We start from the raw sequence: 25,305 nt of genomic DNA on the forward strand, positions 1-25,305 counted from the left end.
GCTGTTTTCTTGTGCGCACGCCGCGATGGGGTGAATGGTGGGTGATATCGATTCGGTGCTTCATGCGCCAGGAGGTACGTCATGGCTGACAAGACGAACACTTCTCAGGCCGCCCGATCGGCTCCCGCCGCGGACAGTCCGTCCGCCGTTCGCAACGTCGTTCTCGTCGGCCCGTCCGGCGCCGGCAAGACCACTCTCGTCGAGGGACTCCTGGTCGCGTCCGGGGTGCTGTCCCGACCGGGTTCGGTCATCGACGGGACGACGGTGTGCGACTTCGATGACGCGGCCATCCGCCAGCAACGGTCGGTGGGGCTTGCGCTGGCACCCATCCCCCACGACGGCATCAAGGTCAACCTGATCGACACACCCGGGTACGCCGACTTCGTCGGCGAGCTGCGGGCCGGCCTGCGGGCAGCCGAATGTGCGCTGTTCGTGATCGCCGCCAACGAGGGCATCGACGACGCGACCCGCGCGCTGTGGCACGAGTGCGACGACGTCGGCATGCCGCGGGCGGTGGCGATCACCAAGCTCGACCATGCCCGCGCCAACTATGCCGTCGCGCTGCGCGCGACCCGGGAAGCGTTCGGCGAAAAAGTCCTGCCGCTCTACCTGCCGACCGAGAACGGACTGGTGGGGCTGCTGTCGGGCAGCCAGTACGACTACCGCGACGGCACCCGAACCGTGCACCCGCCCGACGACGCCTATGCCGAGGCGATCGCCGAGCATCGCGGTCCGCTCATCGAAGGCATCATCGAGGAGTCCGAAGACGAGTCCCTGATGGAGCGCTACCTCGGCGGCGAGGTGATCGACGAGGCGGTCCTGATCAACGACCTGGAGAAGGCGGTCGCGCGCGGCTCCTTCTTCCCGGTCATCCCGGTGTGCAGTGGCACCGGGGTGGGCACGTATGAACTTCTCGAAGTCGCCACCCGCGGCTTTCCCTCCCCGCCCGAACATGTGCTGCCCGAGGTCTACAACCCACACGGTGTGGCGCGCGCGGGGTTGTCCTGCGATCCGGACGGGCCGCTACTGGCCGAGGTGGTCAAGACGACATCGGATCCCTACGTCGGCAGGGTCAGTCTGGTCCGGGTGTTCTCCGGCACCATCAGGCCCGACACGACAGTGCATGTGTCGGGCCATTTTTCGGCCTTCTTCGAAGCGAACACGCACGCCGATCACGACGAGGACGAGCGCATCGGCACGCTGTCGTTCCCACTGGGCAAACATCAGCGGCCGGCCGGCCAGGTGGTCGCCGGCGATATCTGCGCGATCGGTCGGCTGACCCGCGCGGAGACCGGAGACACGTTGTCCGACAAGGCCGATCCGCTGCTGCTCAAGCCGTGGGCGATGCCCCAGCCGTTGCTTCCGGTGGCGATCCAGGCCCGGACCAAGACCGACGAGGACAAGCTGTCGACCGGGTTGGCTCGGCTGGCGGCCGAGGACCCCACACTGCGTATCGAACAGAACCCGGAGACGCACCAGATCGTGCTGTGGTGCATGGGTGAAGCGCACTCGGGTGTCGTACTCGACGCGCTGGCCAACCGCTACGGCGTCAACGTCGACACCGTCGAGGTGCGAATCCCGCTGCGTGAGACCTTCGGCGGCTCGGCCAAGGGACACGGTCGCCACGTCAAGCAATCCGGCGGGCACGGCCAGTACGCGGTGTGCGATGTCGAGGTGGAGCCGCTGCCCGAGGGCACCGGCTTCGAATTCGTCGACAAGGTCGTCGGCGGTGCGGTGCCCCGCCAATTCATTCCGAGTGTGGAGAAAGGGGTGCGCGCCCAGATGGAAAAAGGCGTGCACGCCGGCTATCCCGTCGTCGGCATCCGGGTCACCCTCACCGACGGCAAGGCGCACAGCGTCGACTCGTCCGACATGGCCTTCCAGATGGCCGGCGCACTCGCGTTACGGGAGGCCGCCGCCGCAACCCGGATCAATCTGCTGGAGCCAGTCGACGAGGTCACCATCGAGGTGCCCGACGAACTCGTCGGTGCCGTGATGGGCGACCTGTCCGGGCGCCGTGGCCGGGTGCTGGGCACCGAACAGGCCCGCGATAGCCACACCGTGATCCGCGCCGAGGTGCCGCAGGTGGAGCTGACCCGATATGCCATCGACCTGCGCAGCCTGACCCACGGTTCGGCGTGGTTCACCCGGAATTTCGCCCGCTACGAGCCGATGCCGGAGGCCGCCGCCGCGAAGGTGCAGGCAGGCTGATCGGCGGTTGCGCGGTAACGTCGTTCTCCATGACGGCACCGCGCTCCCTCCGGGAGTTGTTCGACCAGCTCGGCCTGCACACCGTGGAGTCCGACGACGGCTCGTTCGTCATGGAGATGCCGGTGGACGAGCGCACCACCAACACCGCCGGCGGCCTGCAGGGCGGGTTGATCGCCACCATGGCCGATGTGGCCGCCGGGCAACTCGCCTCCCGCGCGACCCCGTTCGGGTTCGGCATCGCCACTACCGACCTCTTCATTCGCTACCTGCGGCCGATCAAGGTCGGCCCGGCCCGCGCAGTGGCCACGATCCTGCGCACCGGCAAGCGCTCGGTGGTCGTCCAAGTCGATATCCACCGCGGCGAGGACAACGAATTGGCCGCCACCGCTACGGTCAACTTCGCCGCGGTCTGACGTCCGTCATCTCGCCGCTCGGCTGGCGAGGTCACGCATTTCGGACAGTTCACGTGAAATCGCCTGGCGCGCAATCTCACCGCGGCCCGCGGTCATCAGCCGCTTGGTGGCCGCGACGGCGGCCGGGTCGAGCCGGGCGACGGTGTTTGCGGCGGCCGCGGCCGCCTCGAGCAGGTCGGCATCGGGTATCACCCGCAACGCCAGGCCCATGGCGTGCGCGGCCTCGGCATCGATCCACTCACTGGACAACACCGACCACATAGCGTCGGCCCACCGGACCCGACCCGCCAGCAGCACTGAACTTCCGGCCTCCGGGACAATTCCCAATTCGGTGAACGGCAGTCGCATGCGGGCCGATTCGGCGACGAGCACGACATCGCAATACAGCAGCATCGTCGCGCCGAACCCCACCGCAAGCCCGTTGACCGCCGCGAAAAGCGGCTTGTTGAACGTGGCGAGAACGTCGAGCAGCACGGTGAACTCGTCGCCGGCGATCCGCCGGTCCTCGTCGGGAGTATTCGGGTCCAACAGCGACCGGTCGGCACCCACCGAGAATGCCCGTCCCCGCCCGGTCAGAATCACCGCCCGGATCTCGCCGTCGGCCTGGCAGCGCCGCAGGACGGTGTGCAGATCGCGGTAGGCCGGCCCGGTGAACGCATTGAGGCGCTCTGGCCGGTCGAACGACACCCAGACGATCGGCCCATCGCGACGTTCGCAGATCATCAGGCCCCCATCTCGTCGAGACTGCGCTGCGCGCATCCATTCTGCGGTGGGAGCCCGCCGTACGCGCCGAATAGCGCGCTGGCCGCAGAATCGACGCTGGCGTTGCGTCATTATGTATGGTTGCATACATAGGCATGACGAGCCCGCGTGACCGGATGGTCGCCTCCGCCGCACTGCTGATCCGTGAACGCGGAGCGCAGTCGACGGCGATCGCTGACGTCCTGGCGCACAGCGGAGCACCACGCGGCTCGGCGTACCACTACTTCCCCGGCGGTCGCACCCAGTTGGTCTGCGAGGCCGTCGACTACGTGGCCGACTTCGTCGCCGCCCGGCTGGCCAAGGCGGACACCAGCGTCGAGATGCTCGACGGGTTGACCCGCTTCTATCGCAAGAATCTGATCGAGACCGACTATCGCGCCGGCTGTCCGGTGCTGGCCGTCGCGATCGAGTCCGGCGAACCGGAAAAGCCCAACCCGACAGTCGAGCGGGCGGCCGCGGCATTCGCCCGGTGGAACGACCTGATCGCGCAGCGGCTCGTCGTCGACGGAATCGCCGAGGACCGCGCCCAGGACCTGGCGGTCTCGGTGACCGCAGCCCTGGAGGGCGCCATCGTGCTGGCCCGCGCGGCCCGGGACCTCAAGCCTCTCGACGCCGTCCATCGACTGCTGCGCGAACTACTCGAAGCCGCACTGAGAGAAGGAAGTCCCGATGTCCGCTGACTGGCACCCCACCGCCTGCATCCTGTGCGAATGCAACTGCGGCATCGTCGTGCAGACCGAAGGCCGCACGCTGGCCCGAATCCGCGGAGACAAGGACAACCCCGCCTCGCAGGGCTACACCTGCAACAAGGCGCTCCGCCTGGACCACTACCAGAACAACCGCGCCCGGCTGACCTCGCCGATGCGCCGCCGGGCCGATGGCAGTTACGAGGAGATCTCCTGGGACACCGCCATCACCGAGATCGCGGCGGGGTTCAAACGGATCGCCGACGCCTACGGCGGGGAGAAGATCTTCTACTACGGCGGCGGCGGTCAGGGTAACCACCTCGGCGGTGCCTACAGCAGTTCCTTTCTCAAGCTGATCGGTTCGCGATACCGATCCAATGCCCTGGCCCAGGAGAAGACCGGCGAGAACTGGGTGGATATGCAGCTGTACGGCGGGCACACCCGAGGCGAGTTCGAGCACGCCGAAGTGTCGGTGTTCGTGGGCAAGAACCCGTGGATGTCGCAGAGCTTTCCGCGGGCGCGCACGGTGCTCAACGATATCGCCAAGGATCCCGCCCGCTCGATGATCGTCATCGACCCGGTGGTGACCGACACCGCGAAGATGGCGGACTTCCATCTACGGGTGCGGCCGGGCACGGACGCCTGGTGCCTGGCGGCGCTGGCGGCGGTGCTGGTACAGGAAAACCTCTGTGCCGAAACCTTCCTCGCCGAGCACGTCGACGGCGCCGAGGACGTCCGGGAGGTGCTCAAGACAATCCCCGTCGGGGAGTATGCGCAGCGCAGCGGTGTCGATGAGCAGTTGTTACGGGCGGCCGCGCGGCGCATCGCCGGCGCCGAGTCCGTCGCCGTCTTCGAGGACCTCGGGGTGCAGCAGGCGCCGAACAGCACATTGTGCTCCTACCTCAACAAGCTGTTGTGGATCCTGACTGGCAGTTTCGCCAAACGAGGTGGGCAGCATCTGCATTCGTCATTCGCCCCGCTGTTCAGTCTCAGCGGTGTCGGGCGCTCCCCGGTGACCGGCGCGCCGATCATCGCCGGTCTGGTGCCGTCCAACGTCGTGCCGCAGGAGATCTTGACCGACCACCCGGATCGGTTCCGGGCGATGATCGTCGAAAGCGCCAATCCCGCCCACTCCATTGCCGACTCGGAAACCTGCCGTGCCGCCTTCGAATCGCTGGAGTTGCTGGTGGTGATCGACGTGGCGATGACCGAGACGGCACGGTTGGCGCACTACGTACTGCCGGCGGCCAGCCAATTCGAGAAGCCCGAAGCCACGTTCTTCAACTTCGAGTTCCCGCGCAACGAGTTTCACTTGCGGCATCCACTTTTCGAGCCGATTCCCGGCACACTTCCCGAGCCGGAGATCTGGGCGCGACTGGTGCGCGCGCTGGATGTGGTGAGCGATGACGACCTGCGTCCGCTGCGCGAGGCCGCCGCTGCGGGCCGCGAGGCCTACACCGGTGCGTTCTTCACCGAGCTGGCCGCCAATCCGGCGCTGGGCAAGGTGCTGCCCTACGTGCTCTACGAGACGCTGGGTCCGACGCTGCCCGACCGGCTGGCCGGCGCGGCCGCCTTGTGGGGCTTGGCGCAGAAGGCCGCCGTCACCTACCCCGACGCGGTACGGCGCGCCGGTCATGCCGACGGCAACGCGCTGTTCGACGCGATCCTGGCCAGCAAGTCAGGGGTGACGTTCAGCGTGCACGAGTACGCCGACGACTGGGCACTGATGAGCCACGCCGACCGCAAGATCAAGCTGGTGATCCCGGAGATGCTCGACGACATTCGGGGGTTGGCCGGCGCCGGTCAGGAGCTGACCAGTCCGGAGTTCCCGATCGTGCTGTCCGCCGGCGAGCGGCGTGCGTTCACCGCCAACGACATCCTGCGCGATCCGTCCTGGCGCAAACGCGACGCTGACGGTGCGCTGCGGGTCAGCGTCGAGGACGCCCAAGCCCTGGGCCTGGTCGATGGTGGGCGCGCGCGGATCACCACCGCCGCCGGCAGCGCCGAGGCCGTCGTCGAGGTCAGCGAAACCATGCTGGCCGGGCACGCCGCACTGCCCAACGGATTCGGGCTCGACTTCGTCGACGCCGACGGGCACACCCGGGTCCCCGGGGTCGCCCCGAACGCGCTGACCTCTACCGACTGGCGCGACCCCTACGCCGGCACACCGTGGCACAAGCACGTCCCGGCCCGCATCGAGGCGGTGCCGGCCGGCCTGGTCGCGGCCGGGTAGCTCAGCAGTTTTCGGCGCGCTTTCGTTCGCCCGCCAGCGCCGGTTTGCGCGCCGAAATCCCAATGGACGGCCCACAGCCAATCAAATAAATTGATTGATTTACTGCGTCGGGTGTTGTTCACTGAGACCTGTGACTGCGGCTGACACTTCGGATGTGCCCGAGTTCCCGATGAGTCGCGCGGCCGGGCTGCCGTTCGCGCCGCCGCCAGAGTCGTTGGCAGTCAACCAATCCGCCCAGATGGCCCGGGTGCGGATCTGGGATGGCAGCACGCCGTGGTTGATCACCGGATACGAGGCGATCCGCGCGTTGTTCGCCGACGGCCGGGCCAGCGTCGACGACCGCAAAGAGGGCTATCCGCACTGGAACGAGGGGATGAAGTCGACGGTCCACCGACGTCCCCGTTCGGTCTTCACCTCCGATGCCGAGGAACACACCTTCTATCGCCGCATGCTGTCCAAGCCGTTCACGTTCCGGCGGGTCGAAGCCCTGCGCGAGGCCGTGCAGAAGATCACCGACGAGCACATCGACGCCATCCTGGCCGGACCACAGCCCGCCGATCTGGTCAGCGGGCTGGCTCTGCCGGTGCCGTCGCTCGTGATCAGCCATCTGCTCGGGGTGCCCTACGAGGATGCGGACTTCTTCCAGGAGCAGTCCAACATGGGCATGGCCCGCGATGCCACCGCCGAGGATGCCGCGAAAGGCGCTGGCGCACTGGCGAGATACCTCAAAGCGCTGCTCGAGAAGAAGATGGACGATCCCGCCGAAGACCTGGTATCCGATCTTGCCGAACGGGTGAAGGCCGAAGAGATCTCCCTGAAAGAGGCGGCCCAGCTCGCCACCGGAGTCTTGATCGCCGGGCACGAGACGACTGCCGGTCAGATTTCCGTCAGCATCGCGGCACTCTTCGACAACCCCGAGCAGTTGGCGATGCTGCGCGACACGGAGGACCCGAAGGTCGTCGCGGTCGCCGTCGAGGAACTGCTGCGGTACTGCAGCATCATCCAGACCGGCCAGCGGCGCATCGCGACCGAGGACATCGAGGTGGGCGGCGACGTCATCCGGGCCGGTGAAGGCATCATCCTTGATGTCGCGCCGGCCAACTGGGACCCGCGCCAGTTCCCGCAGCCCGACCAGCTCAAGCTCGATCGCGACGACGGACCCAACGTCGCGCTCGGCTACGGCCGGCATTCGTGCGTCGGCGGCCAACTGGCCCGGATGGAACTGCAGATCGTGCTGCCCACGCTGTTCCGGCGCATCCCCACGCTGCAACCGGTGGGACCGGTCAGCGACTTGCCGTTCAAGCACGACGCGCTGGCCTACGGCATGCACGAACTGCCGGTGACGTGGTGAACCGCCCTGACCTGACGCTGGCGGTGCCGGACCTGTCCGGCAAGCACGTCGTCGTCACGGGGGCGAACAGCGGACTGGGCTTCGGGCTGGCGAAGCGGCTCGCGGCGGCGGGCGCCGACGTGGTGATGGCGGTGCGCAGCAGCACCAAGGGCGAAGCCGCCGCCGCGAAGATCCGCCAATCGAACCCGGCGGCGCAGGTGAGCGTCAAGACGATAGACCTGGCCTCGCTGGCCAGCGTCGAGGCGTTCGCCGACGGGCTGACCAGCGACGGCCGGTGGGTCGATGTGCTGGTCAACAACGCCGGTGTGATGACCCCACCGACCCGTCAGCAGACCAGCGACGGGTTCGAATTACAGTTCGGCGCCAATCATTTAGGGCACTTCGCACTTACCGGACGGCTGCTGCCACTCTTGCGCGGCGGCCGTGTGGTGACGGTCAGCAGCATCGCGGCCACGCAGCGGAACCTTCGCTTCGACGACGTCAATGCCACCGGTGGATACAAGGCGATGTACTCCTACGGGGTCGCGAAGCTCGCGCAGTTGATGTTCGCCTTCGAGCTCGACCGGCGCAGCCAGGCGGGCGGGTGGGGTATCGCATCGAACGCCGCGCACCCCGGCCTCAGCAAGACGAATCTGCTCAGCGGCGCATCGTACGGCCTCGACAAGCCCACGCTGACCAGTCGGCTCACTCAGGCGACCTGGCGGTTGCTGCCGTTCATGTGGCTCGAGGTGGACGAGGGTATCAAGCCCACGCTCTACGCTGCGGTCTCGCCGGATGCCGCCGGGGCGACCTACTACGGGCCCCGCGGCCTGTACGAAACCGCCGGCGGCGGCGTCACCTTCGCCAAACTGAACAGACTGGCCCTCGATGTGGACGAGTGTGGTCGACTGTGGCAGCAGTCGGAAAACCTCACCGGAGTGACCTATCCGGCGGTCGAGCCCGCATGTTGACCCGGTATCGCATGGCCCTGGTGTGCCAGACAGTCACCGAGGCCGTCGCACAAGTGGGCGGATTGATCTGCGACCGATCGCTAACCGGTTGGGATGTAAGGGTTTTTGCGACGCACGACGAAGGTGGTACCGACAATGACCTCGCCTTGCGGATCATCGGCGCCTCCCGTGCGGAGGACCTGTCTGAAGAACCTGCCGCGGACACGTTGCTGCGCGCGGTCGCGGTGTCAGAAAGCGTCTACCGTGACGACCCCGTGGTCCGACGCTGGGTCGACGAAGCCATGGGCGAGCCTCTCATCGAGGTACTGGCGTGGGATAGCCGGGGGCGAGACGTGCGGCACGTGGGGATCCCCGTCAGCCGCGCGGCTGTTGTCTTCCTCGATCACGCTCGTGCGGCAGTCGGCTGCGACACCGGGTCGGCAGCTTCAGAGCTGTACTGCCAGTGGCGGACCGGACGGATTCGTCAACCATTGCCACGACCGAACGTGCTCACCACGGTGAACGGGGGGTAGACCGTCATGGCTGGTCGGGTTGACGGAATGGTCGCATTCATCTCGGGAGCGGCCCGCGGGCAGGGCCGCAGCCACGCGGTGCGACTGGCCCGAGAAGGTGCCGACATCATCGCGATCGATATCTGCCGCGCCATCCCTGATGTGGTGTACCCGCCGTCGAGCCCGGCTGACCTGGCGCAGACCGCCGACCTCGTCCGGAGCCTGGGACGGCGGATCGTGACGGCCGAAGCGGACGTGCGCGACTACGACGCGCTGACGGCCGCCGTCGACACCGGCGTGGACCAGCTGGGCCGGCTGGACATCGTGGTGGCCAACGCGGGCATCGGCAACGCCGGAAACCGACTCCACAAGCTCGGAGAGCACGTCTGGAAAGACATGATCGACATCAACCTGACCGGAGTCTGGCACACAGTGAAAGCCGCTGTACCTCACATTCTTTCCGGCGGACGTGGCGGGTCGATCATCCTGACCAGCTCGGTCGGGGGCATGAAAGCCATGGCGCACACCGGCCACTACATCGCCGCCAAACACGGTGTCGTCGGCCTCATGCGCACCTTCGCGGTCGAACTCGGCCAGCACTCCATCCGAGTCAACTCAGTGCACCCGACGCAGGTGAACACCCCGATGGCGCTGAATGACGCCACCTTCCGGCTGTTCGCGCCGCACAAGGAGGATCCGGGACCGGAAGACTTCGCCCCGGTCTCCCAGATGATGCACACACTGCCGACGCCCTGGGTGGAGCCCGAGGACATCAGCAATGCCGTGCTGTTCCTCGCCAGTCCCGAATCCCGCTATGTCACTGGCGTTCAACTCCCCGTCGACGCGGGCGCTTTACTCAAGTAACAAATCGACACATCAACCAATGAGGAGTGATAATGCCTGAGTTCGACTACGAAGAAATGAAAAAGGAAGCGGCGCAGTACATCAAGTTCGAGAAGGATCGCGAGAACCGGATCGCCTACATCACCTTCGATCGACCGGACGCCCAGAACGCGACATCACTGGGCATGCGTCAGCTCTACGCCGACATCATCCACAAGTGCAACGTCGACGACGACGTCAAGGTCGTCGTGATCCGTGGCGAGGGGGAGGATTTCGGTAGCGGCGGTGACCTGCCCGAGCAGCGGGGCATGATCGAGAACCCCGGCATGCCGCTGCTGCACGAACTGGCCATCAACGACGACGACGTCAAGTACCCGCCCGGGGGCTCCTACCGCTACCTGTCGACCGTCACCGACTTCTACGCCAAAGCCCGCGCGGGCAACCGGCCGTTGCAGGAGCTGCGCAAGGTCAGCATCATCGAAGCCAAGGGTTACTGCTACGGCTGGCACTTCTACCAGGCCGGCGACGCCGATCTGGTGATCTCCTCAGACGATGCGCTCTTCGGGCATCCCGCCTTCCGGTATGTGGGCTGGGGCCCACGGCTGTGGTGGTGGGCCGAGACCATGGGCCTGCGCAAGTTCTCCGAAATGCTCTTCACCGGAAGACCGTTCAGCGCCAAAGAGATGTACGACTGCGGTTTCGTCAACAGCGTCGTGCCGCGCGAGGATCTGGAGGCCGAGACGCTCAAGTACGCGCTGGCCTGCTCGAAATCGCGGCCCACCGATACCGTCGCGGTGCAGAAGACGTTCCTGGAGCTCTACAAGCAGCACAAGGGCGAGTACTTCGGCAGCCTGCTCACCGGCATGGTCGAAGGCATGCTGCCGATGATCACCAATGACGTGGCGAACACCGTGGACCTGACCGCTGGAACTTTTGAGAAGGGCCTCAACAATGTGGTCAAGGACAATGACATGAACTTCCCGCCGGAATGGCGACTGAGCAAGTCGGGCCGCGCCAAGCCTTGACCGAACGAGCTGACGTGTCGGCGCTGTCCGGGTTCCGGATCATCGAACTGGCCGAGGGCGTGGCCGGCGAGTACTGCGGCAAGCTGCTCGCCGACCTCGGCGCCGAGGTGATCAAAGTGGAGCGGCCCGGGCGGGGTAGTCCCACCCGGGCCATGGCTCCCCTTCTGGACCTCGGGGCCGATCCCGAACGTAGCGGACTGTTTGCGTACCTGAACACCAACAAGTGTTCGGTCATCTTGACTGCGCCGGATGTCGGCGGACTGGTGGCCGGTGCTGATGCCGTCATCGATGACCACGACCCGGTCACGGCCGAGCAGCTCAGTGCCGACCATCCCGGCGTCGTGGTCTGCTCCATCACCCCGTTCGGCGCGGGAGCGCCTCCGGAACTGCAGAACAGTCGAAGCCTCAACGTCTTCCAGGCCGGCGGCTGGGGTCATCACACGCCCAGCCAGCCCGATCCGGCCAAGCCGCCGCTGAAAGGGCCGGGCCGCTACGCCGCCGACTACGAGGCCGGATTGGATGCCGCGCTGTGCGTCATGTCAGCACTGTTTCGTCAGATGCACACCGGCGACGGCGAATTCATCGACATCTCGCAACACGCTGTGCAGGTCGCCCGGGCGGACTGCATCCTCGGCCGCTTCATCACCGGAGAGGTGTCCCCGGCCGGCACCCGCGACGACTACGACCAGCAGGGCCCGGCGTCGATGTTCGCCTGTGCCGACGGGTTCGTCTACCTGTACATGACCAGCCGCAGCCACTGGCTCGCACTCGAGGAGTTCCTCGGCCACGCCGATTGGCTCGATGCGTTCGACGACGACTGGCTGGAGTTCTCGGTCACGCCTGAGAAGGTGGCGTCGTTCAAGCGCCACTTCGCCGAGTGGATGTCCACGCGGCCACGGGAGGCCACCGCGGAAGCCGCGCAGCGACTGAACCTGCCGTTGGTACCGGTCAACAGTGCGTCCGATCTGCTGCACTCACCGCAATACCGGTACCGCGGGTTCTTCACCGACGTGACCCACCCGGTGCTCGGCACCGCCGCCTACCCCGGGCCGCCATACCTACTCACTGCCTCGCCCGCTCAGATCACCAGCCCCGCACCACGCCTCGGCGAGGACACCGCGCACGTTCTCGACGCCATCGGTAAGCCGCGCGACCGCCATAGACGGCAGGCTTCGCAGCTCAAGCCGCCGGCTCGGCGGCGAGGCGGCCCGCTCGAAGGCGTGCGCGTGGTCGAACTGACGAAGGTCTGGGCCGGTCCCTATGCGGGAAAACTGTTGGCGCTGCTGGGCGCCGAGGTGATCAAGGTGGAGTGCTCGGCGCTTCCCGAAGAGATGCGGGCCTACGGCGGGACCGATATCAACCATGCGCCCTACTTCCTGAGCATCAACCCCGAAATCCTCAGCGTCGACCTCGACATCAAGACACCGGCCGGGATGGCCGCGATGCGGGACCTGGTGGCCGGCAGCGACATCGTGGTCAACAATCTGCGCCCCGGCGCGGTGGAGCGGCAGGGCTTGGGCTACGCCGACCTGACGGCGATCAAGCCCGACATCATCGCGGTGTCGATCAAGATGTGGGGCAACGACGGCCCGTTGGGCTATCAGACCGGCTACGCGCCGTCATTCTCGTCACTGGCGGGCTTGGCGGCACTGGTCGGGTACGAGGGTGGTCCGCCGCTGGGTGCCAACATGCGTTACGGCGATTCCACTGTCGGCGCCGCGGCCGCGGTCGGCGCGATTGCCGCGCTGTTGCACCGGGAACGAACCGGGAAGGGACAGTTCGTGGACGTGTCCGCGGTCGAGGTGCTCTCGTCGATGGTCGGTGACCGACTGGCCGAACACGCCATGACCGGCGTCCCGCTGAAACCGGACGGCAATCGGCACCCCGACTTCGCGCCGCACGGCTGCTATCCGTGCCGTGAACAGCAGTGGATCAGCATCGCCGTCGGCGCGGACGACGAATGGCGTTGCCTCTGTGCGGAGCTCGGCGCACCCGAGCTCGCATCCGATGCCCGCTACGCCACCGCAGACGACCGGCAACGCAACCTCGAGTCGCTCGATGCCGCGGTCGCGGCGCTCACCGCGACCCACGACGCCGCGGGCTTGGCGCAGCGCCTGCGATCTGCCGGTGTCCCCGCCACCAAGAGCGCGTCGGCCGTGGAGGTCATCGGAGACGCACTGCTGTGGGAACGCGGCACCTACCGGTTCGTCTCCGACCATCTCGAAGGCCAGCGCCCGATCCTCGGGGCGTCCTGGCGGCTGTCGCGGTCCCCGGTCACGGTCGAGCGCGGCGCACCGGATCTCGGCGAGGACAATGACTATGTGCTCAACGAGATCCTGGCTGCCGGCCATCGAACGGCGCCCGCGACATGACCGCCACGTTGGCGGGCACCGTGGCCTTGGTGACGGGCGCCAGCAGCGGCATCGGCGAGGCGACCGCACGCGCGCTGGCCGGCGGCGGCGCCAAGATCGCCCTGCTGGCGCGGCGGGCCGAGCGCCTCGAACAGCTCAAGTCCGATATCGAGGCCGCCGGTGGTGAAGCGCTGGTGGTTGCCGCCGACGTAACAGTCGCCGATCAGGTGCAGCGAGCGGTCGATGCGACCGTTGCCGCGTGGGGCCGCCTCGACACACTGGTCAACAACGCCGGTCTGATGCGGATGGGCGAAGCCGTCGACGCACCGCTGGCGGACTGGGACGACCTGGTGTCGGTCAACATCCAGGGTGTCCTATACACCACCCGCGCAGCCCTGCCGCACTTGGTGGCGGCGGCAGGCGATTCGCCTCGCGGGGTCGCTGACATCGTCACGATCAGTTCGACGGCCGGCTGGGTGGCCCGTCCCGGCACGGCGGTCTACTCGTTGACGAAGTTCGGGGTCAACGCCTTCAGCGAGGGGCTGCGCCAGGAGTTGATCGGCAGGCGGGTGCGGGTCGGGATTGTCGGACCGGGCACCGTGGACACCGAGATCGGTGACCACCTCCCGGCGTCGGACCGGGCCGCCATGGATGAACGGACCGCCGGCATGACGAAGCTGCGGTCCGAGGACGTCGCCGATGCGGTGCACTACATGGTCACCCGCGACCGCCGGGTCGCCGTCAACCAGATCCTGGTACGCGCGGCCGAGCAGACCTGGTAGTGGCCGGCCCGATCATCGGCGACGACACCGCCGTCGAGTTGCCCACGCATCCCGCGGCATTCGCGGCCGCAGGCACTCGGTTCCTGACAACCGCGTTTCACGCCTACGGGTCCCTCTCGCCCGACAACATCGTCACCCGGGTCACCGAGTGGCAAGAGGTGGGCGGTGGAAGCACCGGCCGCAAGGCACTGCTGTCTGTCGAGTACGCCCGGCCCGAACCATCCCTGCGCACTGACCTTTTCGTCAAATTCTCCCGCGACCTCGATGATCCACTACGCGATGTCGGCCGCACCCAGATGCAGCCCGAGGTGCGCTTCGCCGAACTCGCCCGACGACCCGGATTTCCCATCACGGTGCCCGCCACCGCGTTCGCCGACTACCACCCCGGCACCGGGACCGGCATCCTGATCACCGAGCGAATCCCATTCGGCGCGCATGGCATCGAGCCGCAACACCACAAGTGCCTGGACTACGAGATGTCCGACCCGGTCGAGCATTACCGGACCCTGGTGTCATCGCTGGCGTTGCTGGCCGGCTGGCATCGAGGCGGGGCAGCGGACGACGTGGCCGACCGGTTTCCGGTCGACCTGCAGGCCGCCACCGTCGGTGAGCGGCCCCCGCTTCGGGAGGACAGGCTGGCTCGTCAGCTGACCCGACTCACCGAGTTCGCCGGCGCCCACCCCGGCCTGCTGCCCGCCAATGTTCGCGCCCCAGAGTTTCTTTCCAGCCTCACCGGCCAGGTCCCGCTCATCGTCGCCAGTGAGCCCGCGCTGTGGCGCCGGCTGGCCGCCAGCGCGGACCACATCGCGCTGTGCCATTGGAACGCCAACGTCGACAACGCCTGGTTCTGGCGCGACGAGGCCGGCCGGCTACGGTGCGGCCTGCTGGACTGGGGCTGTGTCAGCCAGCTCAACGTCGCGATGGCATTGTGGGGTGCACTCTCGGCTGCCGAAACATCGCTGTGGGACGAAGATTTCGACGACCTCGTAGCCCTGTTCGCCCACGAGTACCACGCGGCAGGCGGACTGTCGATCGACCGCGCCGAGCTGACTGCTCAGGTGCTGCAGTATGCGGCGATCATGGGCGCGACGTGGCTGCTCGACGTTCCCGCGCTGATCCGCGCCCGCCTCGGCGACCCGGCCAGGACGATGACGCGATTCGACCCGGCCATCAAGGGAGACGAAATGATTCGCGCACCGCTGCAAATGCTGACCAACGTGCTCAACCTGTGGCAGACCCGCGACATCGGCGCGCTACTGGCCGCCCTGCACTGAGGTCAGCACCACCGGCCCGTCTTCGGTGACATGCACGGCATCGCGGGTGAACACCGCCCCGACGCCTTCCTGCCACACGTAGCCGGTGACAGCCAGCACCATGCCCGCTTCCAGCGTCGCGGCGGCGACCGACCGGGCCAGGTCGGCGGACACAACCGGGGAGTCGAAACCCATGCCGAGGCCGTGCGCGACCGGCATCGGCGGCAGTGCCTCCCCGGCCTCTCGGTAAGCATCCAGCAGACCGGTCGCAGGTGCCCCCGGCCGGCAGGCGGCAAACAACCTTTCCGTCAACGACTTCGAGCGGCCGAACAGCGCGGCGGCACCGGATGGCTCGTCGCCGGCGACCGCGGTGCGGCCGACCTCGCCGACGTAACCGCCGGCGAGCGCCCCGGCCGCAAAGGCCACCAGGTCGCCGGCTCGGATGCGGCCGTCTTCGGAGGCTCGGCGCCACGGGTGGTCGCGCGAGGTCACCCACGCCCCGTTCTGGGTGGCGGGTGTGCTGACCCCAACCATGGTCATGGCTTCCATCAGCGCGCCGACCAGCGACGGCTCGCGGCTGTCGGGTGCGAGCTCACGCAGGGCCGCGGCCAGCGCGGTGCCTGCGACGTCGACGGCCAGCCGCAACGCGACGATCTCGTCATCGGTCTTGATCCGACGGGCCGCGCGCATCGCCGGCTCGCCGTCCACCAGTTCGGCATTCGGGAAGGCCTGCGGCAACAACTGGGCGAATGTCGGTGACAGCGCATCGGTTCCGACCCGCCGTGCGCCCACCGACGCGGGCAGACTTTTGAGCACGTCGGTCAGGGTGAACGGGCTCCAGGACAGACCGTAGAGCCGGTCGCGACCGATCTCGTCGGGCACACCCTCGTCCCACGTGCTGTTGAGGTGCACCTCACCGGTGGCCCGCTCCAGCACACAGATCGGGCCGAACGGCCGTGTGCCGGCGACCCACAACTGCGGTGTGCCGCTCACGTACCGCACATTGGCCTGCCGGCCCAGCACCAACAGGTCCAGGTCGTGTATTGCCATCTGCTCCAGCGCCCGCTCGCGCCGGGCGATGCGTAGTGCCCGATCGTCGGGCAGGGTCTCAGTCGCCATAGGGCGTGTACGGGTAGTCGGTCAAGGATTGGTAGCCGTCGTCGGTGATGATCACGATCTCCTCGCTGCGATAGCCGCCGGTGCCGTCTTGGTAGACCACCGGTTCGAGCACCAATATCATTCCCTCGGGGAAGACGAAGTTGTCATCGAACGCCTCGCCGAGATCGGTTCCGATCATGGGTGTTTCGGCCGGGTAGGTGCCGATGCCGTGCCCCAGATAGAAGTGCGGCAGCCACGGCTTGCTGCCGCCGTTGGCGGCGATCGCCGCGCGGGCCAGGTCGCCCGAGGTGGCGCCGGCTCTGGTCACCGCCAGTACCGCGTCCAGGATGTGTCGCCACTGCCGGTACTGGTCCTGCTGTTGTGGCGTGGGTTGGTCGCCGACGATCCAGGTGCGGCCGAAGTCCGAGCAGTAGCCGCCGTAGGTGATGCTGACGTCGGTCCACAGCACGTCCCCGAGTTCGAGCGCCCGTTCGGTGGGCAAGAGCGGCAGTGCCAGATCGCCGTGGGTGGTCCACACGCCCTCGGCGCGCGTCATCGGCATGACCTGCCAGATCGCTTCCAGCATGTTGGAGGTCGCACCCAATTCAAACGCGCGGCGGACGAATTCCGCGGACAGGTCGAGCTGGCGCACGCCGGGGGCCAGGGCCTTCTGGACATCGACGACGGCTTCTTCGGTGATTCTGCAGGCACGGCGAATGGACGCCATCTCGTCGGGTGTCTTGACCAGTTGGGCAGCGGCCAGCACCGCGGCGGCGTCGATCGAGGTGTTGGCGAACAGCCTGCTGCCGGATCCCCGCATGGCTCCGGTCAATTCGTCGACGGCGACGACGGCGCCGGGTGGGATCAGTCCCTCGACAATCTTGACGAATCCTTCGACTCCGTCGTCGTATTCGAGATACGCCGCGCGATGGCGGTGGTCTGCGGGGACCTGGAACTCGGCGGAGGCACCCTCCCGGAACGGCAGGAACACGTGCGGGTGTTCGTCATCGACCAGCACGATCGCCACCGGCCGTTCGATGTGCGACAGCCCGGCGTCCAGCAGCGGCCAGCTCGCCCCGGTGGCGTAGCTGACGTGTCCGTTCATCAGCAGGATCAGGGCATCAACACCGTTGTCTGCCATGGCGGTGCGGATGCGGGCACCGACCTCGCGGTACATCCGCCCGCGGTCGGGCTCGTCGGGGATGGCGAACCCGCTCATGAGACCCCCAGGAAGTTCTTGATGTTGCCGCTGACCACCTTGGCGGCGTTCTCCGGCCCGAGCGCGGCCACCACCGCCGACAGCGACTGCTCGGAATAGCCGAACGTGCTCTCGTTGTGCGGGTAGTCGCTGGACCACATCACTCTGTCCACACCGATCTCCTCGATCAGTCGCAGGCCAAGGGGGTCAACCATGAACGAGGCGGACATGTGGGTGTCCCAGTAGTAGCGGATGTCGTGGCGCGGTGGGTGATCGAGCATGTGCCGATAGGAGGCCAGCACGTGTTCGCCGTCCTGCAGCGCCGACGGTACCCAGGCGATGCCGCCCTCGAACCAGCCCACCTTCAGGCCGGGATGCTTGTCCAGGATGCCGGAAAAGATGTAGCGCGCGAACATGTCCCGGAACGAATCGATATTGATCATCATCGCCACCGCGACGCTGCCGAACTCGCACGGGCTCTTCGGCGGGGTCTCGCCGATGTGGTGAGTGACCGGCAGCCCGGCCTCCTCGATCGCGTCCCACACTGGGATCATCGCGGTCGAGCCGTAGTCGATCACCACGCCGTCGTCGTCGAAGCCCGGGTAGAGCGGCATCAGAAACGTCTTGAGACCAAGGGCCTTCAGCTCGTCCAGCGTTCGCCTGGCACCGGCGGGATCCCACCAGTTGATCAGCCCGACCCCGTAGAAGTGACCGTTCGAGCGTTCCTGAATCTCGGCGACGTACTCGTTGTAGATCCGGAAGATCCGTTCGCGCAGCTCCTTGTCCGGGTAATGAAAGAGGGCCAGCACGGCGTTCGGAAATGCCAGTTCCTTGTCCACACCGTCGTCGGCGAGTTCCTGGATCCTGGTGCCGATGTCGGCGGCCCCGGTCGCCGCGCCGGGCAGGTCGTCGTACTGCATCAGCACCGCGCTGAAATCACCGACCACGAACGACTGGCCCTTGACGCCCACCAGGTAGGCGCCGTCCTCGTACCAGATCCGCGGCGCCTCGTCCTTCAGGTCGTCGGGGAACTTGTCGTAGAAGATGTCCGCCGCGACCGAGAGGTGGTTGTCGGCGGAGAAGATCTCGGTGCCCGCGGGCAGCCCGATGTCTTCGCGGCTGCCGCGGGCGTGGCCGCGACGGTTCTTCGGCGCCCCGAATCCAGCCGGGGGGTAGTGCAGCTTCGTTGGTACTGACATCGATGTCCCTTCGGGCTGACGTGTGGGCTAGAGCATGCCGAGCAGTCTCATGTCGTCGACGTACTTGGCGATGAGTTCACGCGAGATGCTGGGGATCTCGCGGCCGGCCGATTCGACGGCAGCGCGGAACCGTGCGGCGGGCACCGGCGAGCCGGGCACCGCCGCGGCGGGGTGGCGGTACACGTCGAGCACCGCGAGAACCGATTGCTGCCTGGCCCGTTCGGGGAGCGCCTGCATCGCGGTCTCGAACCGACGCAGCCATTCGTCGTAGTCGTCGATGCGACGCACCGGGAATCCACCGTCGGTGAGCCAGTCGACGAAGGTGTCCAGGGACACCCCATCGTCGTGCGGATTGGTGGTGTTGTAGGTCTGGAACGCATCTCCGCCCAGGGTTCCCACCTCGGCGACGGCGCCGGCCAGGAAGTCGACCGGGAGTCCCTCATAGTGTGCGCGGGCGCCGCCGACGTAGAACGAACTCGGTGCGACACCGGTGGCGATGACGCTGTACAGCAGGCGGGTGAAGATGTCCGGCACATTGAGCTGGCCGTCGTAGCGGCTGTCGGCCAGGATCATGCCCGGCCGGAACACTGCGACAGGCAGGTTGCAGAGGTCGTGGGCCTCCCGCAGCAACACCTCACTGGCCCACTTGCTGACGCCGTAACCGTTGGCGTATCCGTCGCTCAGCGACACCACCGGGACGTCGAGGCGAATATCGGCGTCCTCGCCGACAATGTGGTCGGTGACCGCGGTGACGCCCATCGTCGAGATGTAGTGGATGGTCTTGAGTTTCGTGGTCAACGCCAGCCGGATCAGCTCGGCGGTGCCGGCCACGTTGGCTGCGAACAACTGGTCGTAGGGCAGCACGTGGTTGACGTGTGCGGCCGGATGCACGATCAGGTCGATGGAGTCGGCCAGCCGCGCCCAGGTAGCGTCGTCGAGGCCCCATCCCGGTTCGCCGATGTCGGCGGCGATGATCTCCAGGTGACGGTCCGCCAGCGCGCGGAATCGTTGGAGCAGCGCCGGATCGGATTCCAGCGCCGCTTCGATGCGGGCGCGAGCACCCGCGGCATCGGCGCCGCGCGCCAGGTAGATCACTGTTCCGCCGACGTCGGCCATCCGCTGCAGCCATTCCAGGCCCAGGAATCGTCCGAGGAAGCCCGTCACTCCGGTGACCAGGACGGACTGAATCTCCGCGGTCGGCCGCAGCAAGGCGGTTGCCGCCTGGAGGATTTCGGCGTCGATGAATTTGTCCAGCGTCAGATCGGCGGCCCGGATCTCGGCGGCGCCCGCACCGTGCACCGAACCGAAGGTCATCTTCGAGTCGGAGTTGCGTTGCCGCTCGATGAATGCCGCCAGCGCGGCGAGGCTGCCGGTCGGATCGGTGACCACCCCGACCGGTACCTCGGCACCGATGATGTCGGCCAGCAGGCGTGAGATCGTCAGCGCCGACAGGGAGTCACCGCCGAGGTCGATGAAACGAGCGTTCGGGACGATGTTCCCGGGCGAGAGTCCCAAGGTGGCCTGCACCGCCCGGGTGACCACCTCGGAAACTGGTAGGGCGGAGCCTTCGGCCCGTAGGGCGCGCAGCTGCCTGGCCTGGTTGTCGGCCAACTCCGCGTAGCGCTGTTCCAAACGCTGCCCGTAGCGGTCTTTGAGCTTGGGCCGCAGGAACTTTCCGACTCCGGAGAGCAACCCGTTCTCCAGGCTGAACGGCTCCGTCTCGATGAGGAAGTCGCGTGGGATCTCGTAGCTGTTCAGCTGGTTCTCGTGGGCGATCTCCAGCAGCGACTCCGCGATCGCCGACGTCGACGATGCCGGGTCGGTCGGCACCACGATGCCGAGCAGGAACGCACGTTCACTCGAGCCGTAGAGGTAGATCTGCCGGACCAGCGGACTCTTGGTGTACAGCGCCTCGAGCCGGGCGACCGCGACGAATTCACCCTGGGACAGTTTGATGACGTTGTTGCGCCGATCAACGAACCGCAGCTTGTCCGGCGCCACCTCGGCCATGATGTCGCCGGTCCGGTAGTAGCCACCCGCGTCGTACATCGTCGCGGTCAGGTCCGGCCGCTTGTAGTACCCGGCCATGAACCGCTCCGACTTCACCAGCAGTTCGCCTCGCGGAAAAGGCTTGTCGGTGGTGAAGTACCCGAGTTCGGGAACGTCGTCGAGCTTGTAGTCGATGACCGGCGGGCGCAGCACGTGCTCGTCGGCCAACAGCATGCCACCGGCGATCTCCGTCGAGGAGTAACCGATCATCAGGTGCTGGTCGAGCACCGACTCCATGAAGTCCTTGATCTCCGGCGACAGCGCCGCGGAGCCGCAACCGCAGGCCAGCACCCGGCCGCCGAGCACGCGCTCGCGCAGGTCTTCGCGCAGTCGCTCGCCCGCTTCCTTCTCGTCGGCACCGGCGATCGTGGCCTTGTCCAGCTCGCCCAGGTAGTGGTGATAGAACATCTCGCACACCCGCGGCACCAGGCTCAGGGTGGTCGGCCGGGCCGCCGCCAGGTCGTCGAACAGGGTGGACAGATCGCTGCTGGCGGCGAAATAGCTCGTGCCGCCATTGGCCAGGGTCATCAGCACGTAGCCGTAGCCGATGAGGTGACTCATCGGCATGTAGCTCAGCGTGATCACCGGCTGATCCGACTGCGCCAACCACGAACCGATGCACAGGCTTTCGGTGAGCATCGCTCCTTTGGGGGTGCCGGTGGTGCCCGAGGTGTAGAAGACCCAGGCCAGCGGATCCTCGTCGTCGGCCGCGACGTGCAATGGTGCCGGGGATAGGTCTGCCGCGGCGTCGACGATGGCGTCGAGCACCTCGATCGTCAGCGCGCCGCCGGCGCCGGTCAACCGCTGCGTGGCCGCGTCGAAGCGGGCTCGATGGGTGTGATCGCATGGTTCGTAGTCGAACACGATGAGTCGCTGCGGAGCGGCCCCGGCCAGCAAAGCCTCCACCGCCGTGTCCAGGGATTCGATGCTGGCCAACAGAATCCGTGGCTGAGTCTCGGTGAGGATCGGTGCATGCTGGGTGGCCGGCGCGCTGGTCTGTAGCGGTACCACCACCGCGCCGAGGTGGATGCAGGCCAGTTCGATGACCGCGTAGTCGATGCTGGCGAACCCGAGGACACAGACAAAATCCCCTGTCATTACCGGGTTTTCGCGGTGATGGTGCCAGTCGGCGGCGACCGCACGAACCCGGTCCCACAACTGGCGGTAGCTCGTGGTGGCGAAGTCGGGAAGGAAGCGCAAGCTGGTGTGCCCGGTCGCCGGGTCGGTGTGCAATTCCCTAACGCGGGCACCCAGGGCAGGCCGGTCGGCGTAACCTTCCATGACGGTGGCCATCACCTGAGCGATCCGCAGACCCGGCTGGCGTGCCGCGGCAGCGACAGCGTCGTCGGGCTTGGTGGTGGCGAACTGAGCGTCGTCGGTGTAGAGCCGTTCACGCCGGCGGGCTATCCGATCCCACTGCTCCTGTTGCGCACCCGGATCCTTGACATCGCTGCGCCCGACGAAAGCCATGGCTTCACACCTTCATTGGATCGACACCGAGGCAGATCGGTGGTCAGACGACAATCGAGGCGTCGACATCGCGGTCCGGCCGCGTCGAGGCGGCGTTGTCCAGCCGAGCCGGCGGTGCTTCCCACAGGCCCACGAGCGCAGTGATCAACTCCTCGGCCACCACCGACCAGTTCGAACTCACCGAGGGTCGGCCGACCGCCAGCTCGCCCTCGATTTCGGCACAGGTGTGCATCAACAGATTCGAGGCCATCATCCAGCGGCCCAGACGCACCCGCTTCGGGCGGTCCGGAAGGCACCGGTTGATACCGCGGACCGTCTTCAACATCAGTTCCGACGTCAACGCGCCAGCGACCACCAGATCGCGATAGGTGGGGTCGGCCATCGCCTGAGCCGCGAAACGGGCATACGACGTGGGCGTGCCGAGGGCCTCGAGATGCTCGGTGAAGGGATAGACCAGGACGCCGATCCAGTCCCGCAACTCCTTGGTCTCCGAGATCTCGGCGAGCTTGCGCATCCGGATCTCGTCGATGGCGGTGCGGTGCCTGGCCTCGATCGCCCGCAGTAGATCGGCACGCGAACCGAAGTGATAGCAGGCGGCGGCATTGTTGCCCTGCCCGGCGGCCTCGCTGATCTGCCGGTTCGACACCCCGTGCATTCCGTGCTCGGCGAAGAGGCGCTCGGCAGCCACCAGCAGCGCGTCCCGCGTGACGGACGATCGGTCAGTGCGCTGGTCTTTGGCGGGGCTCACCGTTGTAAGTGAACACCACAGGTAAAACTAAATCAAGGAATTTATTTAGATATGGGATGCTCTGCTCCTGCCGTTGTGTCACGATCGCAATCGATGACCACGTCACCTCAGCTCGACCGCTCCGGTGAGCAGACGATCGAAGTCTGCGGAGGCAACGTCGTGTACGAAATCATTGGCGCGGAGGGTGCTTTCATCGTGCTCACGCCCGGCGGCAGGTTCAGCAAGGACATCCCCGGCCTGCGCCCGCTGGCCGAGGCGCTCGCCGGCGGTGGCTACCGGGTGCTGCTGTGGGACCGCCCGAACTGCGGGAAGTCCGACGTCCAGCTGTTCGGCGAATCCGAGTCGCATATGCGGGCGGTCGTCCTCAACGAGCTGGTCACCGCGCTGGGTATTGGTCCGTGCATCCTCGCCGGCGGATCGGGTGGAGCTCGCGATTCCATACTGACCGCGATCCTTTATCCGCAGCAGGTGACCCGATTGGTGCTGTGGAACATCGTCGGCGGGATCTTCGGCACATTCGTCCTCGGCCACGTTTACGCCATGCCCAGCATCCTCGCCGTGCGGGGTCGGGGCATGGCGGGCGTGCTGGACGTCAAGGACTGGCGCGAATGCATCGCGGCCAACCCGGCCAACCGGGACCGTCTGCTGGCGTTCACCGCCGACGAGTTCGGAAGCATCATGCTGCGCTGGCTCAATGCGTTCGTCACCAAACCTGGTCAGACGATCCCCGGTGTCGACGACCACTACGTCGAGGATCTCACGATTCCCACACTGATCATCCGGGGCGGGGAGAACGACCTCAACCATCCCAAGCGGACATCCCTGGAAGTTCAGTGTTTGATCAAAGGATCGGAACTGATCGATCCGCCGTGGCCCGAGGATGCCTGGGAACGAGCGTCGGAAGCGATGGCACAGGGAAAGTCCGAGGGGTTCAACTTGTTCGACACCTGGGTGCAGGCTGCGCCCGACATCCTGGAGTTCCTCGGAAGGCACCGCACATGAACGACGTACTCGCCTACGACCCGTACGATGTCGCGCTCAACGCCGACCCGTATCCCACATTCGCCAGGATCCGGGAGGCGATGCCGCTCTATTACAATCCTGAGCACGAGTTCTACGCACTGAGCCGATACGCCGACGTCGACGGCGCACTGCACGACCACGAGACGTTCAGCTCGGCCCGGGGGGCGATCCTCGAAATCATCAAGTCTGGTATGGAGATTCCCTCGGGCACTTTGATCTTCGAAGATCCCCCGATTCACAACATCCACCGAAAGCTGCTGTCACGGATCTTCACCCCGCGCAAGGTTGCCGCTCTGGAACCCCGGATTCGGGAGTTCACCGCCCGTTGTCTGGATCCGCTGGTCGGTTCGGGTCATTTCGACTTCGTCAAGGATCTCGGAGCGCAGATGCCGATGCGGGTGATCGGGATGTTGCTCGGGATTCCCGAGGCCGAGCAACAACATGTCGTCGATCACGGTGATTCGACACTGCGCACCGAGCGGGGGCGGCCGATGACCGAGAACCCGAACGGAACCATCGCCACCGGCGAGGTCTTCGCCGAGTACATCGACTGGCGCACCGACCACCCGTCCGACGACATCATGACCGAACTGCTGACCGCCGAGTTCGCCGACGAGACGGGCACCGTCAGGCGCCTCCGGCGCGACGAATTGCTGTTGTACCTGCAGGTGATCGCGACGGCGGGCGCGGAGACGACCACGCGGCTGATCGGTTGGGCGGGCAAGGTGCTGGCCGAGCATCCCGATCAGCGCCGTGACCTCGTCAAAGACCGCTCGCTGCTGCCCGCAGCCGTCGAAGAGTTGGTGCGCTGGGAGCCGCCCGCACCACACATCAGCCGGTACGTCACCCGAGACCTTGAGTACTACGGGCAGAGTGTGCCGGCCGGCAGCCCGATGATGCTCTTGATCGGGGCCGCCAACCGCGATCCGCGACAGTTCGGACCGGACAGTGAATCGTTCAACATTCACCGAACTCCACACCAGCACTTAGGTTTCGGTGTCGGCACCCACTTCTGCCTCGGCAACGCCCTCGCCAGATTGGAAGGACGCATCGCGCTCGACGAGATACTCGACCGTTTCCCGGAATGGGAGGTCGACCTCACCGATGCCGAACTCAGCCCGACCTCGACGGTGCGCGGCTGGGAGTCCATGCCGGCGACCGTCGGCTGA

General features: G+C 66.7%; 20 protein-coding genes. 14 read left to right on the forward strand and 6 right to left on the reverse strand.

Going from position 1 to position 25,305, the window contains the following annotated elements; translation table 11 throughout:
* Positions 1-81: 81 nt before the first annotated feature.
* Together ORI27_RS02650 and ORI27_RS02655 are read left to right on the forward strand one after the other, a co-directional pair.
* Positions 82-2,211 (forward strand): elongation factor G-like protein EF-G2, encoded by a 2,130-nt coding sequence (locus tag ORI27_RS02650; RefSeq protein WP_265994963.1) that lies wholly within the window; start codon positions 82-84, stop codon positions 2,209-2,211.
* A gap of 29 nt (positions 2,212-2,240) precedes the next feature.
* Positions 2,241-2,624: a PaaI family thioesterase gene (locus tag ORI27_RS02655; protein WP_265994964.1), complete on the forward strand. Its 384-nt coding sequence runs from the start codon at positions 2,241-2,243 to the stop codon at positions 2,622-2,624.
* Between the two features lie 6 nt (positions 2,625-2,630).
* Here the strand turns inward: ORI27_RS02655 and ORI27_RS02660 are convergent, their stop codons facing one another.
* Positions 2,631-3,347 carry an enoyl-CoA hydratase/isomerase family protein gene (locus ORI27_RS02660; protein ID WP_265994965.1) on the reverse strand — a complete coding sequence of 239 codons (717 nt, stop codon included), beginning with the start codon at positions 3,345-3,347 and terminating at the stop codon, positions 2,631-2,633.
* Positions 3,348-3,481: 134 nt separating this feature from the next.
* Here ORI27_RS02660 and ORI27_RS02665 point away from each other — a divergent pair, with 134 nt between their 5' ends.
* From ORI27_RS02665 to ORI27_RS02710, 10 genes are all read left to right on the forward strand, one after another.
* Positions 3,482-4,066: a TetR/AcrR family transcriptional regulator gene (locus tag ORI27_RS02665; protein WP_265994966.1), complete on the forward strand. Its 585-nt coding sequence runs from the start codon at positions 3,482-3,484 to the stop codon at positions 4,064-4,066.
* A complete protein-coding gene (locus tag ORI27_RS02670; protein ID WP_265994967.1) occupies positions 4,056-6,305 on the forward strand; it encodes a molybdopterin-dependent oxidoreductase in 2,250 nt (749 codons plus the stop codon). Before ORI27_RS02665 ends, ORI27_RS02670 begins: the two co-directional genes overlap by 11 nt.
* A gap of 169 nt (positions 6,306-6,474) precedes the next feature.
* Positions 6,475-7,656 carry a cytochrome P450 gene (locus ORI27_RS02675; RefSeq protein WP_265995240.1) on the forward strand — a complete coding sequence of 394 codons (1,182 nt, stop codon included), beginning with the start codon at positions 6,475-6,477 and terminating at the stop codon, positions 7,654-7,656.
* On the forward strand, positions 7,653-8,606 hold the full coding sequence (locus ORI27_RS02680; protein ID WP_265994968.1) for an SDR family oxidoreductase: 954 nt from the start codon (positions 7,653-7,655) through the stop codon (positions 8,604-8,606). Before ORI27_RS02675 ends, ORI27_RS02680 begins: the two co-directional genes overlap by 4 nt.
* Positions 8,607-8,617: 11 nt before the next feature.
* Positions 8,618-9,118, forward strand: a complete 501-nt coding sequence (locus ORI27_RS02685) for a hypothetical protein (RefSeq protein WP_266073871.1) — start codon at positions 8,618-8,620, stop codon at positions 9,116-9,118.
* Between the two features lie 6 nt (positions 9,119-9,124).
* Complete coding sequence (locus ORI27_RS02690; protein WP_265994970.1) at positions 9,125-9,961, forward strand: mycofactocin-coupled SDR family oxidoreductase; 837 nt, start codon at positions 9,125-9,127, stop codon at positions 9,959-9,961.
* 32 nt (positions 9,962-9,993) lie between these two features.
* Positions 9,994-10,965 carry an enoyl-CoA hydratase/isomerase family protein gene (locus tag ORI27_RS02695; RefSeq protein WP_265994971.1) on the forward strand — a complete coding sequence of 324 codons (972 nt, stop codon included), beginning with the start codon at positions 9,994-9,996 and terminating at the stop codon, positions 10,963-10,965.
* Positions 10,966-10,979: 14 nt separating this feature from the next.
* Complete coding sequence (locus ORI27_RS02700; protein ID WP_265995241.1) at positions 10,980-13,337, forward strand: CaiB/BaiF CoA transferase family protein; 2,358 nt, start codon at positions 10,980-10,982, stop codon at positions 13,335-13,337.
* Complete coding sequence (locus tag ORI27_RS02705) at positions 13,334-14,098, forward strand: SDR family NAD(P)-dependent oxidoreductase (RefSeq protein ID WP_265994972.1); 765 nt, start codon at positions 13,334-13,336, stop codon at positions 14,096-14,098. The genes ORI27_RS02700 and ORI27_RS02705 overlap by 4 nt, the downstream gene beginning before the upstream one ends.
* Positions 14,099-14,109: 11 nt before the next feature.
* The gene (locus ORI27_RS02710) at positions 14,110-15,372 is read left to right on the forward strand and encodes a hypothetical protein (protein ID WP_407666208.1); all 1,263 of its coding nucleotides are present in this window, start codon (positions 14,110-14,112) and stop codon (positions 15,370-15,372) included.
* Here ORI27_RS02710 and ORI27_RS02715 read toward each other — a convergent pair.
* From ORI27_RS02715 to ORI27_RS02735, 5 genes are read right to left on the reverse strand one after another with little or no spacing between them, the layout of a single operon-like run.
* On the reverse strand, positions 15,352-16,470 hold the full coding sequence (locus tag ORI27_RS02715) for a M24 family metallopeptidase (RefSeq protein ID WP_265994974.1): 1,119 nt from the start codon (positions 16,468-16,470) through the stop codon (positions 15,352-15,354). The genes ORI27_RS02710 and ORI27_RS02715 overlap by 21 nt on opposite strands.
* Entirely contained in the window at positions 16,460-17,668 is a 1,209-nt protein-coding gene (locus ORI27_RS02720; RefSeq protein WP_265994975.1) for a M24 family metallopeptidase, read from the reverse strand. Before ORI27_RS02720 ends, ORI27_RS02715 begins: the two co-directional genes overlap by 11 nt.
* On the reverse strand, positions 17,665-18,846 hold the full coding sequence (locus ORI27_RS02725; protein ID WP_265994976.1) for an amidohydrolase family protein: 1,182 nt from the start codon (positions 18,844-18,846) through the stop codon (positions 17,665-17,667). Before ORI27_RS02725 ends, ORI27_RS02720 begins: the two co-directional genes overlap by 4 nt.
* A gap of 27 nt (positions 18,847-18,873) precedes the next feature.
* Positions 18,874-22,365 (reverse strand): carboxylic acid reductase, encoded by a 3,492-nt coding sequence (gene car, locus ORI27_RS02730; protein WP_265994977.1) that lies wholly within the window; start codon positions 22,363-22,365, stop codon positions 18,874-18,876.
* A 43-nt stretch (positions 22,366-22,408) separates the two neighbouring features.
* Positions 22,409-23,113 carry a TetR/AcrR family transcriptional regulator gene (locus ORI27_RS02735; RefSeq protein WP_265994978.1) on the reverse strand — a complete coding sequence of 235 codons (705 nt, stop codon included), beginning with the start codon at positions 23,111-23,113 and terminating at the stop codon, positions 22,409-22,411.
* Positions 23,114-23,206: 93 nt separating this feature from the next.
* On the opposite strand from ORI27_RS02735, the gene ORI27_RS02740 reads away from it, so the two are divergent.
* Positions 23,207-24,115 (forward strand): alpha/beta fold hydrolase, encoded by a 909-nt coding sequence (locus ORI27_RS02740; RefSeq protein ID WP_265994979.1) that lies wholly within the window; start codon positions 23,207-23,209, stop codon positions 24,113-24,115.
* A complete protein-coding gene (locus ORI27_RS02745) occupies positions 24,112-25,305 on the forward strand; it encodes a cytochrome P450 (RefSeq protein ID WP_265994980.1) in 1,194 nt (397 codons plus the stop codon). Before ORI27_RS02740 ends, ORI27_RS02745 begins: the two co-directional genes overlap by 4 nt.

It is taken from the genome of Mycobacterium pinniadriaticum (assembly GCF_026242045.1).
GTDB lineage: Bacteria > Actinomycetota > Actinomycetes > Mycobacteriales > Mycobacteriaceae > Mycobacterium > Mycobacterium pinniadriaticum.

Coding starts and splice junctions, on each gene's coding strand:
- ORI27_RS02705 (WP_265994972.1), top strand. CDS start 13,334: ATGACCGCCACGTTGGCGGGCACCGTGGCCTTGGTGACGGGCGCCAGC.
- ORI27_RS02715 (WP_265994974.1), bottom strand. CDS start 16,470: ATGGCGACTGAGACCCTGCCCGACGATCGGGCACTACGCATCGCCCGG.
- car (WP_265994977.1), bottom strand. CDS start 22,365: ATGGCTTTCGTCGGGCGCAGCGATGTCAAGGATCCGGGTGCGCAACAG.
- ORI27_RS02720 (WP_265994975.1), bottom strand. CDS start 17,668: ATGAGCGGGTTCGCCATCCCCGACGAGCCCGACCGCGGGCGGATGTAC.
- ORI27_RS02665 (WP_265994966.1), top strand. CDS start 3,482: ATGACGAGCCCGCGTGACCGGATGGTCGCCTCCGCCGCACTGCTGATC.
- ORI27_RS02695 (WP_265994971.1), top strand. CDS start 9,994: ATGCCTGAGTTCGACTACGAAGAAATGAAAAAGGAAGCGGCGCAGTAC.
- ORI27_RS02655 (WP_265994964.1), top strand. CDS start 2,241: ATGACGGCACCGCGCTCCCTCCGGGAGTTGTTCGACCAGCTCGGCCTG.
- ORI27_RS02675 (WP_265995240.1), top strand. CDS start 6,475: ATGAGTCGCGCGGCCGGGCTGCCGTTCGCGCCGCCGCCAGAGTCGTTG.
- ORI27_RS02725 (WP_265994976.1), bottom strand. CDS start 18,846: ATGTCAGTACCAACGAAGCTGCACTACCCCCCGGCTGGATTCGGGGCG.
- ORI27_RS02670 (WP_265994967.1), top strand. CDS start 4,056: ATGTCCGCTGACTGGCACCCCACCGCCTGCATCCTGTGCGAATGCAAC.
- ORI27_RS02740 (WP_265994979.1), top strand. CDS start 23,207: ATGACCACGTCACCTCAGCTCGACCGCTCCGGTGAGCAGACGATCGAA.
- ORI27_RS02745 (WP_265994980.1), top strand. CDS start 24,112: ATGAACGACGTACTCGCCTACGACCCGTACGATGTCGCGCTCAACGCC.
- ORI27_RS02660 (WP_265994965.1), bottom strand. CDS start 3,347: ATGATCTGCGAACGTCGCGATGGGCCGATCGTCTGGGTGTCGTTCGAC.
- ORI27_RS02685 (WP_266073871.1), top strand. CDS start 8,618: ATGGCCCTGGTGTGCCAGACAGTCACCGAGGCCGTCGCACAAGTGGGC.
- ORI27_RS02690 (WP_265994970.1), top strand. CDS start 9,125: ATGGCTGGTCGGGTTGACGGAATGGTCGCATTCATCTCGGGAGCGGCC.
- ORI27_RS02650 (WP_265994963.1), top strand. CDS start 82: ATGGCTGACAAGACGAACACTTCTCAGGCCGCCCGATCGGCTCCCGCC.